The following is a 16,392-nucleotide window of genomic DNA, read 5'->3' on the forward strand; positions in this document are numbered from 1 at the left end:
GTTCGAGTAAATGGGCTGATGACACACTCAGAAGACACTGCAAAAAAATCATCAGCCATTCTATTGCTGCTGACCATGACGCTGCTGAGCGTCTTTCCCCTTGATGTTTTGCTCCCTTCCTTTCCCGCTCTGGCCAAACACTTTCGGACCACGCCTGCGGATATTTCCCTGTCCATCAGCCTCTTCGCTGTCGGCATCTCCCTGTCTCAGCTACTGATCGGCCCCCTGTCCGATGTTATCGGCCGAAAAGGGCTATTACTGGCGGGTATGGCGGTATCGATTGTCGGTGCAACTGGGTGCATCCTGACCACCGAATACGTCTGGTTCCTGTTTTTCCGGATGCTCCAGGCCATCGGCTGCGGTTGCTTCGTGCTGTCGCAGGCGCTGGTCCAGGATCTGTTTGAAGGCAAGGAGCGGGATCGGCTGCGGATTCTGATGGTCACGGCCAGCGGGGTATTCATTTCCGTCTCGCCGTTGTTGGGCAGTGTCTTGCAGCAAGCACTTGATTGGCCCGGTAGCTTTTTCCTGTTTATAGCCTTGGCCGTCGTCGTGTTTCTGAAGGCGTGTTTCATGCTGGAAGACCAGCGACCTGCCGTGACCTCACGCCAAAACATTTTCCACGCCTATCGTCGGGTGTGTGGCAATGCGAGCTTCTTGGGCTATTGGTTGATCGCGGCCATCGCTTTTACCTGCCATTTTTCCTTTATCGTCGTTTCGCCGTTGATCTTCATGGATCAGCTACGCATGTCGCCCTACGCATTCTCCCTGACCCTTCTGCTCTATGGCGCGGCTTATATCATTGGAGGCATCGCCGCCCGGGTGCTTTCCAGCCGGATAACACCCAATACTCAAATCATTGTCGGCTTGGGCCTGATTTTCTTCTCGGGAGTGGTGATGCTTTTAATCTCAAGCAGGCTTGGACTCTCGATCCTGACCGTATTGGTGCCGATGATCATCTGCACCGCCGGCACGACCATTGCCCGCCCCATTGCCACATCCAAAGCGATGGACGTGTTTGCGGACAACGCCGGCACTTCGGCGTCGGCCGGGAACACACTGGTTTTCATTTTTGGCGGCTTGACCAGCGCATTGATCAATCTAAGTGGTATAGATCTGCAAACGACCCTGGCACTCGCGTTCCTGCTGCTCAGCGCGGTGGCGCTCGGCCTTAATACCCTGATCAATCGCCGCCCTTCCTGTAGGAGCGAGCTAGCTCGCGATGGTCGTCAACGATAACGCGGGGGAGTCTGGCGCCCCGCGGCGCACTCGGATTCATCGCGAGCAAGCTCGCTCCTACATTACATGACATATCCAGAACCACTGTCACTGCGACAAGCACCCATTGCATACCTATCGTTTCTCTTCACATCTCAGAAGAGGACAACGGAATGTCCAGCACGCCGAAAGCCCATCAATTACGTACCGGTCGTCATTCAGAGCCTGGTCGCATCTATCTACTGACCGCAGTCACCCATGAACGGCAACCGATCTTCAAGGATTGGCGCATGGGTCGTCTGGTGGTGCAGGAATTCAGAAAAGCTCAGGAAACCGGCATTGCCACCTCTGTAGCCTGGGTGGTGATGCCAGACCATTTTCACTGGCTGGTGGAACTGCATAACGGTGATCTGCCGAAACTGATGCAAGCCACTAAATCCCGCTGTGCACGACACATCAATAAGCAGCGAAGTCTGTGTGCACCTGTATGGCAAAAGGGCTACTTCGACCGGGCCTTGCGTCGCGAGGAGGATTTGAAAGCAGCAGCGCGATACATCATCGCCAACCCATTGCGCGCCGGGCTTGTCGCTCATGTAGGTGATTACTCGCTGTGGGATGCCATTTGGCTCTAATACGTATCCCTTGTAGGAGCGAGCTTGCTCGCGATGAACGCGAGAACGCCACGGGGTGCCAGCCTTCCAGCGTTATCGTTGACGACCATCGCGAGCGAGCTCGCTCCTACAGTGATTCAGTCCGCACGTCTCGTGAATGCCAAGTCCATGCTTCCCGGCATTCCCAACTGACGCCAGCCGTGTAGAATCGCGAACATTCATCGCCAGTCATCCCCGGCGGGTTTATGAGCTCAAGCTGAAGCGCGCGGCGATCCCGCAAAGTTATCGGCAACTTCCGGACACGCGGCCATTTCTGAGTGTTCCAGACGTCAATAGAAGCTCACTTCCCTTTTGATACCTGATTAGCCGCCCGGAGTGCTTCATGCCTGATTACCGCTCGAAAACATCCACCCACGGCCGCAACATGGCCGGCGCCCGCGCACTGTGGCGCGCCACGGGGATGAAAGATGACGACTTCAAGAAGCCGATCATCGCCATTGCCAACTCGTTCACCCAGTTCGTACCGGGCCACGTGCACCTCAAGGACCTGGGGCAACTGGTCGCCCGCGAGATCGAACGCGCTGGCGGCGTGGCCAAGGAATTCAATACCATCGCCGTCGATGACGGCATCGCCATGGGCCACGACGGCATGCTCTATTCGCTGCCGAGCCGCGAGATCATCGCCGACTCCGTCGAGTACATGGTCAACGCCCACTGCGCCGACGCGATCGTGTGCATTTCCAACTGCGACAAGATCACCCCTGGCATGCTGATGGCGTCCCTGCGCCTGAACATCCCGGTGATCTTCGTCTCCGGCGGCCCGATGGAAGCCGGCAAGACCAAACTCGCTTCCCACGGCCTCGACCTGGTCGACGCCATGGTGATCGCCGCCGACTCCAGCGCTTCTGACGAGAAAGTCGCTGAGTACGAGCGCAGCGCCTGCCCGACCTGCGGTTCGTGCTCCGGCATGTTCACCGCCAACTCGATGAACTGCCTGGTTGAAGCGCTGGGCCTGGCCTTGCCGGGCAACGGTTCGACCCTGGCCACCCACAGCGACCGCGAGCAGCTGTTCCTGCAGGCCGGCCGTACCATCGTTGAGCTGTGCAAGCGTTACTACGGCGAGAACGACGAGTCGGTGTTGCCGCGCAACATCGCCAACTTCCAGGCCTTCGAAAACGCCATGACCCTGGACATCGCCATGGGCGGTTCCACCAACACCATCCTGCACTTGCTGGCCGCTGCCCAGGAAGCCGAGATCGATTTCGACCTGCGCGACATCGACCGTCTGTCCCGTCACGTGCCGCAACTGTGCAAGGTCGCGCCGAACATCCAGAAGTACCACATGGAAGACGTGCACCGTGCCGGCGGGATCTTCAGCATCCTCGGTTCGCTGGCCCGTGGCGGCCTGCTGCACACCCAGCTGCCGACCGTGCACAGCCGCAGCATGGAAGAAGCCATCGCCAAGTGGGACATCACCCAGACCGACGACGAAGCCGTGCACCACTTCTTCAAGGCCGGTCCGGCGGGCATTCCGACGCAAACCGCGTTCAGCCAGTCGACCCGTTGGGAAACCCTGGACGACGACCGTGAAAACGGCTGCATCCGCAGTGTCGAGCACGCTTACTCGAAAGAGGGCGGCCTGGCTGTTCTTTACGGCAACATCGCCCTGGACGGCTGCGTGGTGAAAACCGCTGGCGTCGACGAGTCGATCCACGTCTTCGAAGGCAACGCCAAGATCTTCGAAAGCCAGGACAGCGCCGTACGCGGCATCCTCGCCGACGAAGTGAAGGAAGGCGACATCGTCATCATTCGCTACGAAGGTCCGAAAGGCGGCCCGGGCATGCAGGAAATGCTCTACCCGACCTCGTACCTGAAATCCAAAGGCCTGGGCAAAGCCTGCGCCCTGCTCACCGACGGCCGTTTCTCCGGCGGCACCTCGGGCCTGTCCATCGGCCATGCTTCGCCTGAAGCGGCTGCCGGCGGCGCAATCGGCCTGGTGCAGGACGGCGACAAAGTGCTGATCGACATCCCGAACCGCTCGATCAACCTGTTGGTCAGCGATGAAGAACTGGCGGCACGCCGGGTCGAGCAGGACAAGAAAGGCTGGAAGCCGGTGGAAGTGCGTCCACGTAAAGTGACCACCGCACTGAAAGCCTACGCCCTGCTGGCCACCAGTGCCGACAAGGGTGCTGTGCGTAACAAGGCGATGCTTGACGGGCTGTAAGCCTCAAGCATCGAACATAAAAATGCCCCGCCAAGTGCGGGGCATTTTTGTTTGCACAGATCCACTGTAGGAGCGAGCTTGCTCGCGATGGAAGCAAGGACGACACGTTAAACCAGAAAGAACGCGTCATCGTTAACGACCATCGCGAGCAAGCTCGCTCCTACAGTTAACAGCGTTTCCATTATTCCTGCGGGTCGAGGTTATCCAGCGCCTGGTTCACCGCCAACTCGCCCAGCATGATGACCTGCGCGATCCCCAGCATCGTGCTGCGTTGAGAGCCTTCCAGCAATCCGGCGAAGTCGCTGGCCATGACATTGGCCGAGGCGAGGGATTCGCAGGCGTGGGCCAACAGGGTTTCGGTGTCGAGGCCCGGTGCGATGACGAATGTTCGGCTGGGTTTACGCGGGGTGGCGTTGATGTGGGCAGAGAGGTTGTCGCAATCGGGAGGATCGGGGGTAACTTTCAACATTTGATGGAACTCCGGGTGAGAAAAATGGAGCCATCACCCTCGCTACCAAACGAGGGTGGCGGCCATACGCAGGTTGGTAGACCGGTCACCAGGAACCCGGCGCGTCCGAAGATGCCCTGCGCATGGCCACCATATGAGCAGAGACAGAAACGAACCCTGCAAAGGGTGGCGCAATGCGCCGAGGTGAACACGGGCTACCAAACCCGATCACTGATGTTCAGTGACGCGGAAACGATAGAAGCCGCCCCCCAGGCGCACAAGCCGGCGGATTCTGGCGTAGTCGTAGTCCCTTACGCAAGAATGCGTAGGTTGCGACTGTCAGGAGATGTCGTTCAAGCGGAGTCTTTCATTGCACCGACTGGCCTCATCGCGAGCAAGCTCGCTCCCACAGGAGATCTACGGTGTTCACACAGTCTGTGTTTCACCCGAGATCTTTGTGGGAGCGGGCTTGCTCGCGAAGGCAGCGACTCGGTCTTACTGGATTTCTTCGGGTTTGACGACCACCCAGTTCTTGTCGGCAGTCACCGTCAAGCCTTCCTTGGCCTGGGCCGCGGCGTTCTTGGCCATCATGCCCTGGATCTGGGTCATGTACTTGTCCTTGCGGTTGACCCACAGGTGGATGCCGCCCTTGGCCACGTCAACACTGTGGAACAGCATGTAGCCGTCGCTGCTCGGGGTATCGCCGCCCACCAGCACCGGTTTTTTCCACTGATCGATGTAGGTCAGGATCGCCGCCTGTTTGCCCGCCATCCAGGTCGCCGGGGTCCACAGGTACGGGGTCAGTTCGAGGCCGAGGTTGGCCTTTTCGTCATATTTGCCGTCAGTGATCTGCTTGCGCGCGGTGGTCAGTTCGCCCGTCTTCGGGTCCTTGAGCAGCAGCGACACGCCAATCACGTTCTGCGGTTTGACGTTGTAGCCGTACTTCGGATCGGCCGCGACCATGCGCACCAGCTCTTCGGAGGCGGCGGTCATCACGTAGACCTCGATGCCGTTCTCCATCAACTTGTTGTACAGCTCTTGCTGGCCGGTGAAGATTTTCGGCGGGTTGACGTCGAGTTTCTTGACCACGTCGCCTTCGTAATAAGTCGCCGGCACCGGCTTGCCGGACGCCATCATCTCGTCGACATAGCCCTTGAGTTCCTTGAGGGTAAAGCCGGAGAAGACCTGGGCGACCCATGGATAGCAAACCATGTCGTCGAGTTCGCAGAGGCGGTAGTAGTAGCTGAACAGGCTTTCCTTGTGGTCGGCGGTGTCCTTGAACGGCATCAGTTTCAGGGAGGGATCGAGCTTGTCGCGGGTGATCAGGCCCTTGTTCTCCATGAACGGCAGCAACGACTCTTCGAGGTCGTAGCGGTAACTGGTGTTGTCCATGTCGAACACCGCGTAGTTACCCTTGTTGGCGTTGGCAGCGATCATCGCGTCCAGCGCCTTGGCCTGATCGGCTGGCCAGTGTTTCAGATCCGTTGCGAAAACCTGGCCGGCAAGGCCCAGGCAAAGTGCTGCAGCCAGTAATTTCGGTGCGAACTTCATTGGCGTTTCTCCCTGAATGTGAAAGAGATCGACGCTAACAAATAAGTGTGACAGTCCTCGTCTGTCAGCGACCGCCCGCGTCCCTTTCGCGCCAGTTGCATTTCTGACAGCGACATCCGCTTATTCCAAAAGCGACGGATATCATACGTTTTTGATATTAATTCATTAGTTTTCAAGCTGTTAGGCTTGCCGGTTCGCGGTTGCCCAAGGGTGCAACCGGCACAAGTCTTATCGGAGTCTTCATGAATCTGCCGCTGATCCTCAATCTGCTGGTGTTCCTCGCCCTGCTCTTCGGCCTGGCGCAAACCCGCCACACCACCTGGAGCCTGGCGAAAAAAGTCCTGCTCGCGCTGGTGCTGGGCGTGGCGTTCGGTGTGGCGTTGCACACGGTCTACGGTGCCGGCAACCCGGTACTGAAAGCCTCGATCGGCTGGTTCGATCTAGTGGGCAATGGTTATGTGCAATTGCTGCAAATGATCGTGATCCCGCTGGTGTTCGCCTCGATCCTCAGCGCCGTGGCCCGTCTGCACAACGCGTCGTCGTTGGGCAAGATCAGCTTCCTGACCATCGGCACGCTACTGTTCACCACGGCCATTGCGGCGCTGATCGGCATCGGCCTGACCAACCTGTTCGGCCTGACTGCCGAAGGCCTGGTGGCCGGCACCCAGGAAATGGCGCGCCTGCAGACCATCCAGACCGATTACGCCGGCAAGGTTGCCGACCTGAATGTGCCGCAGCTGCTGCTGTCGTTCATCCCTCAAAACCCCTTCGCCGATCTGGCGCGGGCCAAGCCGACGTCGATCATCAGCGTGGTGATTTTCGCTGCGTTCCTGGGGGTCGCGGCGCTGCAACTGCTCAAGGATGATGCCGAGAAAGGTCAGAAAGTGATCAACGCCATCGACACCCTGCAAGCCTGGGTGATGCGCCTGGTGCGCCTGGTGATGAAGCTGACCCCGTACGGCGTGTTGGCGCTGATGACCAAAGTGGTCGCCGGTTCCAACCTGCAAGACATCATCAAGCTCGGCAGTTTCGTGGTGGTGTCCTACATCGGCCTGGGCCTGATGTTCGTGGTGCATGGCGTGCTGGTGTCGGCCGCCGGGATCAACCCACTGCGGTTCTTCCGCAAGATCTGGCCGGTGCTGACGTTTGCGTTCACCAGCCGTTCCAGCGCAGCGACGATTCCGTTGAGCATCGAAGCGCAGACCAGCCGCCTGGGCATCCCGCAGTCCATCGCCAGTTTCGCCGCTTCGTTCGGCGCGACCATTGGCCAGAACGGCTGTGCCGGTCTGTACCCGGCGATGTTGGCGGTGATGGTGGCGCCGACCGTGGGCATCAACCCGCTGGACCCGCTGTGGATCGCGACGCTGGTGGCGATTGTGACGCTGAGCTCGGCCGGTGTGGCCGGTGTCGGTGGGGGCGCGACCTTTGCCGCGTTGATCGTGCTGCCGGCGATGGGCTTGCCGGTGTCACTGGTGGCGTTGCTGATTTCGGTCGAGCCGCTGATTGATATGGGGCGTACGGCGCTGAATGTGAGTGGTTCGATGACGGCCGGGGCGATCACCAGTCAGGTGATGCAGCAGACCGATAAGGCGCTGCTGGATGCGGATGAGCATTCGGCGTTGGCGCAGGCTTAAATCCTCAAGCGACTGAGGGGCCCCTTCGCGAGCAAGCCCGCTCCCACATTGGATCTGTGAACGACACACATCCCCTGTGGGAGCGGGCTTGCTCGCGAAGCTCTTAAGCTTTTTCCCAGACTTCGAAGTTGTACGCGGGCTTATCGCCCTCAGCCGGGTTCGGCACATCCGACACCAGTTTCCACTGGTTCAAATCAAACTCCGGAAACCAGGCATCCCCTTCCGGGCTCAGCGCCACGCGAGTCAGGTACAACCGGTCAGCCTGCGCCAGCCCTTGCGCATACAACTGCGCGCCACCAATCAGCATCAACTCATCGACGCCCTGTTCCTTCGCCCATGCTTCGGCGCGAACGACGGCGGCTTCCAGCGACGGATATACCTCCGCGCCTTCGAGCTGCAGATCCGCCTGGCGACTGACCACGATGTTCAGGCGGCCCGGCAGCGGACGACCGAGGGAATCCCAAGTCTTGCGACCCATGATGATCGGCTTGCCGAGGGTGGTGGCCTTGAAATATTTGAAGTCCCCCGGCAAGTGCCAGGGCATGCTGTTGTCGACGCCGATCACACGGTTTTCACCGAGGGCTGCAATCAGGCTGAGGGGGAGTGATTTAGTCATGCCGGCGAGGATACCAGAGCCTCGCTTTCGCCGATAAGCGCCACAGCGGTTATGCTCACAGCTCATTTAAGCGACGGGATGCCGCGTGACTGAACTCAATACCCTCTGGCTGACAGAGACCATCCGCCTGCGCGAAGAACATGCAGGCCCTCTGGAAGACCTTGAAGCCAACCGACTGGCCCGCAGCGCCGGCGGCGATTTGCCGGCGCGCATTCAACGCCGCGCCCTGTGGCTGGCTGAACGCGATGGCCTGACTACAGCCCTCAAACACTGGCTGCAAGGCGCACGACTGGCGCTGATCGTAATGGCCGTGCTGGCGGTGATCAGCGGCGCCGGCCTGGCATTGGCCGCAATGGGTGATGGCCTGCACCCGGTGAATGTATTCTGGGCCTTGGGCAGCCTGCTCGGGCTCAATCTGGTCCTGCTGCTGAGTTGGGCCCTGGGGCTGGTGTTTGCCGGCGAACACGGCGCCAGCCTCGGACGCCTGTGGCTATGGCTCAGCGAAAAACTCGCTCGTGACGCCAAAGCCGCGCAGTTGGCCCCCGCCCTGCTCCTGTTACTGCAACGGCAGAAACTCAATCGCTGGGCCATCGGCGTGCTGGTCAACAGCCTGTGGTTGTTGGCGATGCTCAGCGCGCTGGTGATCCTGCTGATGTTGATGGCGACCCGGCGCTACGGCTTCGTCTGGGAAACCACGATCCTCGGTGCCGACACCTTTATCGCCGTCACTCAAGCGCTGGGTGCGTTGCCGGCCCTGCTTGGCTTCAGTGTGCCGACCGTGGAGATGATCCGCGCCAGTGGCGATGCCGCACTGAACATCGAAAGCGCTCGCCAGGCCTGGGCCGCCTGGCTGGTGGGCGTACTGCTGGTCTACGGCGTTTTGCCGCGCCTGCTGCTCGCGCTGTTTTGCCTGTGGCGCTGGAAGACAGGGCAAACGGCGCTGCGTCTGGATTTGAACCTGCCCGGTTACGCGCAATTGCGTGAACGCTTGATGCCCACCAGCGAGCGCCTCGGTGTCAGCGATGCGGCACCGGCGCAACTGCACCGCATGGAAAACGGTGTCACCGAGCAGCAAAGCGACGGTGCGCTGTTGGTCGCCATCGAACTGGACGACCAACGCCCGTGGCCACCGCAGTTGCCGAAAAACGTGAATAACGCCGGGATCCTCGACAGTCGCGAATCGCGGCACAAACTCCTCGAACAACTGAGCCGCTTTCCCCCGGCACGCCTGGCCATCGCCTGCGATCCACGGCGCTCGCCGGATCGCGGCAGCCTGGCCTTGATTGCCGAGCTGGCCCGCAGCGCCAGCGCCACCCGCGTGTGGTTGTTGCAGGCGCCGCCCGGTGAAGCGCTGGACGCCGAGCGCCTGGGCGACTGGCACATGGCGCTGCAACAGCTTGAGTTGCCGTTTGCCGATTGTGCACCGATGAACTGGCTGGAGACGGGTCATGACTGACACCAGGAAGCAGCCTCTGAAACTTGCCGTGGTCGGTCACACCAACGTCGGTAAAACCTCGTTGTTGCGCACCCTGACCCGCGACGTCGGTTTCGGTGAAGTGTCCCATCGTCCCAGTACCACGCGGCACGTCGAAGGCGCCCGCCTTTCGGTGGACGGCGAGCCACTGCTCGACCTCTACGACACCCCCGGCCTGGAAGACGCCATCGCCCTGCTCGATTACCTCGAACGCCTGGAACGCCCGGGTGAACGCCTCGACGGTCCGGCACGCCTGGCGCGTTTCCTGGAGGGCAGCGAAGCCCGGCAACGCTTCGAACAGGAAGCCAAGGTGCTGCGCCAGTTGCTGGCGTCGGATGCCGGTCTCTATGTGATCGACGCCCGTGAGCCGGTGCTGGCCAAGTATCGCGACGAGCTGGAAGTGTTGGCCAGTTGCGGCAAACCCTTGCTGCCGGTGCTGAACTTCGTCAGCAGCGCCAACCACCGCGAACCGGCCTGGCGTGAAGCGCTGGCGCGGCTGGGCTTGCATGCCCTGGTGCGTTTCGACAGTGTCGCGCCGCCGGAAGACGGCGAGCGTCGACTCTATGAAAGTCTGGCCCTGTTGCTGGAAACGGCCCGGCCGCAACTCGAACGCCTGATCGCCGATCAGCAAGCCCAGCGTCTGGCTCGCCAGCAAAGCGCGGAGCGACTGATTGCCGAATTGCTGATCGATTGCGCGGCTTGCCGGCGTAGCGTGGTCAGTGAGGCCGAGCAAGAACAACAGGCGATCAGCGAATTGCGCAAAGCCGTACGCCAGCGTGAGCAGCGTTGCGTCGAGGCCCTGCTCAAGCTCTACGCCTTCCGCCCACAGGATGCCGCGGCCAGTGATTTGCCGCTGCTCGATGGCCGTTGGGGTGATGATTTGTTCAACCCGGAAACCCTCAAGCAACTGGGTGTGCGCGTCGGCGGTGGAATTGCCGCAGGCGCCGCTGCCGGGGCCGGGGTCGATTTGCTGGTGGGCGGGATTACACTCGGCGCCGCTGCACTGGCCGGCGCCATCGCCGGTGGCGCCCTGCAAACCGCACGCAGTTATGGCAGCCGCTTGCTGGGCAAGATCAAGGGCCAGCGCGAACTCACGGTGGATGACAACGTGCTGCGCCTGTTAGCGCTGCGCCAGCGGCAATTGCTGCAAGCGCTGAACACCCGTGGGCATGCGGCGATGGATAGCATCCAGGTGGCCACGCCTCAGGAAAAGAGCTGGCGCGAAGGCAAACTGCCCGAGGCTTTGAACAAGGCTCGGGCACATCCGCAGTGGTCGTCGTTGAATCCGCATCCGAAGTTGAATCAGGCGGAGCGGCAGGAGCAGGTTGAGGTGTTGGCGCAGCAGTTGTGAACTTGCTGATCGTCAGCTCCAGTTGAACTGCAGATACGCAGTGCTGAGCTGTGAGACGCGCTGCTGATCCACCGCATCCTGGTCACCGTCGTTATCCATATCGAAGTGGATCAGCCAGTCCATCTTCCCGTCGTTGTTGGTGTCATAGGCGGACGCGGTGTAAACGATAGTTTGATCCGACGGTTTGCCGACGCCTTCATGAAAGTGCAGGCGCACGGTGTCTGGCGAACCGTCGTTGGCGAAATCTTCGGTGAATATCTTCAGATAGCGATCCCAGGTATCGCCGCGGTTGAACCATTTGAGCTGCAAGTAGGCGTTGGCAAACGACCTGAGCAACCGCTCGTCCTTGGTGTTTTCCTTACCATCGTTGTTCACATCACCGACCTGGAAATCAACCTTGCCATCAGCCGTGATATCCAGCGCATAGGCCTTATGGATGAGCCTGTCCTCTGCCCCGCTACTCTCCTCGAAAAAATGCAGGAGGACGGTGTCGGCCTTGCCGTTCGCGCTGCGGTCCTGGGCAGTCACTTTCAAATAACGCATGGTGGAGTGTCTCATTGAATAAGGGCCGATCAAGCTAGCCCGTCTCGCCGGAACTCTCTGCGCGAACAGTTTCATTTACTTGTAGGGCGTTTCAGCAGGCTTCGAGAGACAAGACTCTGATGGCTTTGCGCTTCAACACCTCCAGATCCGTCACCGGCACATGCATCTCCTTGGCCTGTTCATCCCACTGGCGCATGCGCAAACTGACTTTGCACAACGGGTCCTGCTCGAAGGCATCAGCTTCGGCTTCGGTCATCACGCCCCCCTGATATTCCAGGGTCCGGCGACTGGCTTCGCTCAGGCGTTCGTAGTACCCGGGCTCCCTGAGTGTCAGATAGCGCTTGGCCTGGACGTGGTACTCCACCAACCGGGCCATGCGTTCGCTGAAGCCGGCCTTGCGCAAATAATCGGCGCCCAGCCGTTCGTGGCTGACCACGCCGTAGCCGCCCATGTTCTCGGCACCCTCGGTGCAGATGTGCCCGATATCGTGGAAGAACGCCGCCAGCACGACTTCGTCGTCGAAGCCTTCGGCCATCGCGCATTGGGCGGCTTGGGACATGTGCTCGATCTGCGACACCGGCTCGCCGATGTAGTCGCTGTCGCCAAAGCGTTCATAGAGGGCGAAGACCTTGGCGACGGTTTGTTCATGGCTGTGCATCAGAAGTCTCCCGATCAGTGAGATTTGTGGTGAATGGTAGACCGCTTTCGCGAGCAAGCCCGCTCCCACATTGGAACGCATTTCCCTGTGGGAGCGGGCTTGCCCGCGAAGAGGCCCCTTCAGCCGATAAAGATCTTACTTGGCCGCCACTTTCTCGGACTTGCCATCATAACGCTTGCGCCATTCGGTCAGGATCTCGTCGCGGTTCTTCGAGGCCCAGGCAAAGTCGTTCTTGATCAGGCGCTGTTCGTAGTCGGCTGGCAGTTCGGTCTGCGGCTTGGCGATACCAGGCTGGGCAAGCACTGCGAAGTTTTCTTTGTACAACTCCATCGCTTCCGGGCTGGCGGAGAAGTCAGCCAGTTTCTTCGCGGCTTCCTCGTGGGCAGTGCCCTTGATCACGGCAGTCGCTTCGATTTCCCAGCCCAGACCTTCCTTCGGCAGGATGATGTCCAGCGGTGCACCCTGGCGTTTCAGTTGAACGGCCGGGTATTCGAAGGAAATACCGATCGGGAATTCACCCGCAGCCGCCAGTTTGCAAGGCTTGGAACCGGAGTGAACGTACTGGCCGATGTTCTGGTGCAGGCCGTCCATGTAGGCCCAGCCCTGCTTCTCGCCGAAGGTTTGAAGCCAGGCGCTGACGTCGAGGAAGCCGGTGCCGGACGATGCCGGGTTCGGCATGACGATCTTGCCTTTGTACTCAGGCTTGGTCAGGTCTTGCCAGCTCACGGGCTTGGTCAGGCCCTGCTTTTCGGCTTCGACGGTGTTGAAGCAAATGGTCGCGGCCCAGACATCCATGCCGACCCAGGCTGGCGGGTTGGCGGCGTCGCGGTAGTTGGCGCCGATCTTGCCAAGGTCCTTGGGTGCATAGCTTTGCAGCATGCCCTGCTGGTCGAGGATCGCCAGGCTGGAAGCCGCCAGGCCCCACACGGCGTCAGCCTGCGGGCGGGCTTTTTCGGCAAGCAACTTGGCCGTGATGATGCCGGTGGAATCACGCACCCATTTGATTTCGACGTCCGGGTTGGCCTTTTCGAAAGCTTCTTTATAGGTTTTCAGCTGTTCGGCTTCGAGGGCGGTGTACACCGTCAACTCGGTTTTCGCCGCAAAGGCGTTCAGGCTGAAAGCGGTGAGGACAGCGGCGGCCAGGGCCATAGGCTTGAACATGATCTTTTCCTGTATTTGAGTTGAGGGTGTGAATCAATGACCGGGCGCGGTCTGCCGCCAGGCCTGGGAGCGGCGCAGCAAACCGCGCGAGGCCCCGGCCAGCAGCAGGGACACGCCCGCCGAGGTGAACAGAATCAGGGTCGACATCGCCGCCGCGCCGCCGACGTTGCCGGCGTCGTCCATGTTCAGCACCGCCACCGCCGCGAGGATGGTGTCGGGGCTGTAGAGGAAGATCGCCGCCGAGACGGTGGTCATGGCCGAGACGAACAGGTAGCGCACGATGTCCAGCAAAGCCGGCAGGCAGATCGGAACGGTGACGCGCAGGTAATGGCGGTACAGCGGCGCCTTGAGCGACAACGCGGCGGCTTCGAACTCGGCATCGAGTTGACGCAACGCGGTGGTGGCGGTCATTTGCGCGGTGGTCAAATAGTGCGCAATGGTGCAGACGATCAGCAGGGTCATGGTCCCGTACAGCACGTGCAGCGGGTTGCCGGTGAGGTTGAAGAAGAAGACGTAACCCAACCCCAACACCAGGCCCGGCACCGCCATCGGTACGAAGCTGAGCATGCGCAAGGTCAGGTTCAGGCCGCGCTGCCCCCTGGTTTTTTCCATCAGGTAGGCGCCGGTGAAAATCAGCAGGCTGCCGATCAACGCCGTGCCCAAAGCCATCTTCAAGCTGTTGCCGTAGGCCAGCCAGCCACCGCCGGCGGTTTCATTGAACTGGTAGTGGTTGAGCGACAGCGACAGGTTGTACGGCCAGAATTTCACCAGGGACGAGAACACCGCCATGCCGAACACCAGCAGCAACGCAGCACTGATCAACAGGACGATGGCCAGGTAGCAAGCGTCGCGCAGTTTCGATGGCGCAGGCTTGAACACCTGGGCACGACCGCTCATGGAGTCGCCGTGACGCCGACGCAACCAGGCATCGACGCCAAAGCTGAACAGCGCCGGCAGCAACAACACCATGCCGATCAGGGCACCGCGGCCGAATTGCTGTTGGCCGACCACGGCTTTATAGGCTTCCAGTGCCAGCACCTGATAGTCGCCGCCGACCACCACCGGAACCCCGAAATCAGTGATGGTCAGGGTGAACACCAGGCAGAACGCTGCGAAAACCGCCTGACGGGTCGCCGGCCAGGTGATGCTGCGGAACGCTTTCGCCGGACTGGCGCCCATGCTTGAAGCCGCATCGAACAATCGCGCATCAGCCAGGGACAAGGCCGACAGAAGAATCATCAAGGCGTGCGGGAAGGTGTAGATCACCTCACCCAGAACAATGCCCCAGAAGCCGTAGATGTTGTCCGAGAGCAGGCCACGCAGCATGCCCTGGTTGCCGAACAGGTAAACCAGCGCAATCCCGGGCAGCATCGACGGTGCCATCAATGGCAGCAGGGAAATGCCACGCCAGATACCTTTACCTGCAATCAGGGTGCGTTGCAGCGCGTAGGCAAACAGATAAGCCAGGGGTAAGACAATCGTCGCGACGCTGAGGGAAACCTTCAGACTGTTGCCGAGCAACCAGTGGAAGTTCTCGCTGGTCACCAGTTCTTTCGCTGCAACCCAACCACCACCCTGCCCGGCTTCAGCGCTGAAACCACGCCAGAAGATCGCCAGCAACGGCATCAATACGGCAACGCTCAACAGCACCAGCAGAAGCACTTTGCCGCCGACCACGAACAGCCGGTCACCGATCTCGGCACGGGAAGTCTGCCGAACCTGCTTGTGTGGCAGCGGCAGCGCAATGTTCGCGCTCATCAGGCAAACACCTGCAGGCTGCGCGGCGGCAAGGCGACCATGATCTGCCGGGCGCCAAGGCGCGGCATGGCTTCCGGTGCCAGTTCCGCCAATAGCGCATGGCCCGGCAAATGATCGAGCTCGAAGCTCATGCGGCAGCGGTTGCCGAGGAAGGTGATCTCGCGAACCTTGGCCGGGAACAGGTTTTCCTCGTGCACCAGCGGATTGACGTTGATCGCTTCGGGGCGGCAGAACAAGCGGCCCGAGGCGGTCTTGGCGCTGCCTTCGGCCAGGCGCATGTTCATCCCGCCGACCTGGGCGTGGCTGTCGCTGCTGCGCTGGAACGGCAACCAGTTGCCCTGGCCGACGAACTCCGCCACGAACGGCGTGGCCGGGCGGTTGTAGATTTCCTGCGGCGTGGCGTACTGCTCGACCTTGCCGTTGTTCATCACGGCGATACGGTCGGCCATCAGCATGGCCTCGTCCTGATTGTGGGTCACCATCAAGGTGGTGATGCCGAGGTTGCGTTGCAGCTGGCGCAGTTCGGTACACAGATGCTCACGCACCCGGGCATCGAGGGCCGACATCGGCTCGTCGAGCAGCAGCAGCGAAGGTGCCGGGGCCAGCGCGCGGGCCAGTGCAACCCGTTGCTGCTGGCCACCGGACAACTGACCGGGATACTTTTTCTCGCTGCCGCCCAGGCCGACCAGTTCCAGCATCTGACCGACACGCTGGCGAATCTGGTCGCGACCATTGCCGGCGAGGCCGTAGGCAATGTTCGCTTCGACGGTGAGATTGGGGAACAACGCGTAGGACTGGAACAGAATGCCGTAGTCCCGCGCCTGGGGAGCCAGGAGGGAAACGTCGCGATCCCCCAGGTACAACTCGCCGCTGTCCTGTTTTTCCAGGCCGGCGATGCAGCGCAGCAAGGTGGTCTTGCCACAGCCCGACGGCCCCAGCAGACACACCAGCTCACCGGCCGCCACGTCGAGTGAAACGTTATCCAGCGCGGTGAAAGCGCCAAAACGTTTCTGTATGCCACGCACCTTCATCGGGGCGCCGGGGTTGGTCAGGGCAGTTGCGATCGAGTTGTTCATGGACGGACCTCATCTGGCAGATGAAGGCCATCCTAGGGTTGTAATGAGTCCGTCATGTGGCAGTAAGGCAAA

At 60.7% G+C, this 16,392-nt stretch carries 14 protein-coding genes; 6 read left to right on the forward strand and 8 right to left on the reverse strand.

From position 1 onward, the window contains the following. The first annotated feature begins 18 nt into the window (after positions 1-18). The 3 genes from AC3WN7_RS05835 (at position 19) to ilvD (ending at position 4,050) form a co-directional block, all read left to right on the forward strand. Positions 19-1,236 (forward strand): MFS transporter, encoded by a 1,218-nt coding sequence (locus AC3WN7_RS05835; RefSeq protein ID WP_102673477.1) that lies wholly within the window; start codon positions 19-21, stop codon positions 1,234-1,236. Positions 1,237-1,388: 152 nt separating this feature from the next. After that, positions 1,389-1,847 carry an REP-associated tyrosine transposase gene (locus AC3WN7_RS05840; RefSeq protein ID WP_102673478.1) on the forward strand — a complete coding sequence of 153 codons (459 nt, stop codon included), beginning with the start codon at positions 1,389-1,391 and terminating at the stop codon, positions 1,845-1,847. Between the two features lie 361 nt (positions 1,848-2,208). Next, positions 2,209-4,050 (forward strand): dihydroxy-acid dehydratase, encoded by a 1,842-nt coding sequence (gene ilvD, locus AC3WN7_RS05845; protein WP_102673479.1) that lies wholly within the window; start codon positions 2,209-2,211, stop codon positions 4,048-4,050. 181 nt (positions 4,051-4,231) lie between these two features. Here ilvD and AC3WN7_RS05850 read toward each other — a convergent pair whose 3' ends face one another. After that, the gene (locus AC3WN7_RS05850; protein WP_095964231.1) at positions 4,232-4,519 is read right to left on the reverse strand and encodes a DUF6124 family protein; all 288 of its coding nucleotides are present in this window, start codon (positions 4,517-4,519) and stop codon (positions 4,232-4,234) included. 474 nt (positions 4,520-4,993) lie between these two features. Further along, positions 4,994-6,049, reverse strand: coding sequence for an HAD family hydrolase (locus AC3WN7_RS05855; RefSeq protein ID WP_015097233.1), 1,056 nt, complete (start codon positions 6,047-6,049; stop codon positions 4,994-4,996). 242 nt (positions 6,050-6,291) lie between these two features. Between AC3WN7_RS05855 and AC3WN7_RS05860 the strand changes: the two genes are divergently transcribed. Next, complete coding sequence (locus AC3WN7_RS05860) at positions 6,292-7,683, forward strand: L-cystine transporter (RefSeq protein WP_095964232.1); 1,392 nt, start codon at positions 6,292-6,294, stop codon at positions 7,681-7,683. A gap of 103 nt (positions 7,684-7,786) precedes the next feature. Here AC3WN7_RS05860 and AC3WN7_RS05865 read toward each other — a convergent pair whose 3' ends face one another. Further along, the gene (locus tag AC3WN7_RS05865; protein WP_102673480.1) at positions 7,787-8,299 is read right to left on the reverse strand and encodes a dihydrofolate reductase; all 513 of its coding nucleotides are present in this window, start codon (positions 8,297-8,299) and stop codon (positions 7,787-7,789) included. Between the two features lie 85 nt (positions 8,300-8,384). Here AC3WN7_RS05865 and AC3WN7_RS05870 point away from each other — a divergent pair, with 85 nt between their 5' ends. Both AC3WN7_RS05870 and AC3WN7_RS05875 read left to right on the forward strand, forming a co-directional pair. Further along, positions 8,385-9,755, forward strand: coding sequence for a DUF2868 domain-containing protein (locus AC3WN7_RS05870; RefSeq protein ID WP_102673481.1), 1,371 nt, complete (start codon positions 8,385-8,387; stop codon positions 9,753-9,755). Continuing rightward, positions 9,748-11,124, forward strand: a complete 1,377-nt coding sequence (locus tag AC3WN7_RS05875; RefSeq protein WP_102673482.1) for a GTPase/DUF3482 domain-containing protein — start codon at positions 9,748-9,750, stop codon at positions 11,122-11,124. The genes AC3WN7_RS05870 and AC3WN7_RS05875 overlap by 8 nt, the downstream gene beginning before the upstream one ends. 12 nt (positions 11,125-11,136) lie before the next feature. On the opposite strand, the gene AC3WN7_RS05880 is transcribed toward AC3WN7_RS05875, so the two are convergent. The 5 genes from AC3WN7_RS05880 to AC3WN7_RS05900 form a co-directional block, all read right to left on the reverse strand. Next, complete coding sequence (locus tag AC3WN7_RS05880) at positions 11,137-11,667, reverse strand: hypothetical protein (protein WP_095964236.1); 531 nt, start codon at positions 11,665-11,667, stop codon at positions 11,137-11,139. A 91-nt stretch (positions 11,668-11,758) separates the two neighbouring features. After that, on the reverse strand, positions 11,759-12,325 hold the full coding sequence (locus AC3WN7_RS05885; RefSeq protein ID WP_102673483.1) for a phosphonate degradation HD-domain oxygenase: 567 nt from the start codon (positions 12,323-12,325) through the stop codon (positions 11,759-11,761). A gap of 135 nt (positions 12,326-12,460) precedes the next feature. Then, complete coding sequence (locus AC3WN7_RS05890; RefSeq protein ID WP_015097240.1) at positions 12,461-13,486, reverse strand: putative 2-aminoethylphosphonate ABC transporter substrate-binding protein; 1,026 nt, start codon at positions 13,484-13,486, stop codon at positions 12,461-12,463. Positions 13,487-13,519: 33 nt separating this feature from the next. Then, a complete protein-coding gene (locus AC3WN7_RS05895; protein WP_102673484.1) occupies positions 13,520-15,244 on the reverse strand; it encodes a putative 2-aminoethylphosphonate ABC transporter permease subunit in 1,725 nt (574 codons plus the stop codon). Then, complete coding sequence (locus AC3WN7_RS05900) at positions 15,244-16,320, reverse strand: putative 2-aminoethylphosphonate ABC transporter ATP-binding protein (RefSeq protein ID WP_102673485.1); 1,077 nt, start codon at positions 16,318-16,320, stop codon at positions 15,244-15,246. The genes AC3WN7_RS05895 and AC3WN7_RS05900 overlap by 1 nt, the downstream gene beginning before the upstream one ends. Between the last annotated feature and the right edge of the window lie 72 nt (positions 16,321-16,392).

Source organism: Pseudomonas sp. FW305-70 (assembly GCF_058783925.1).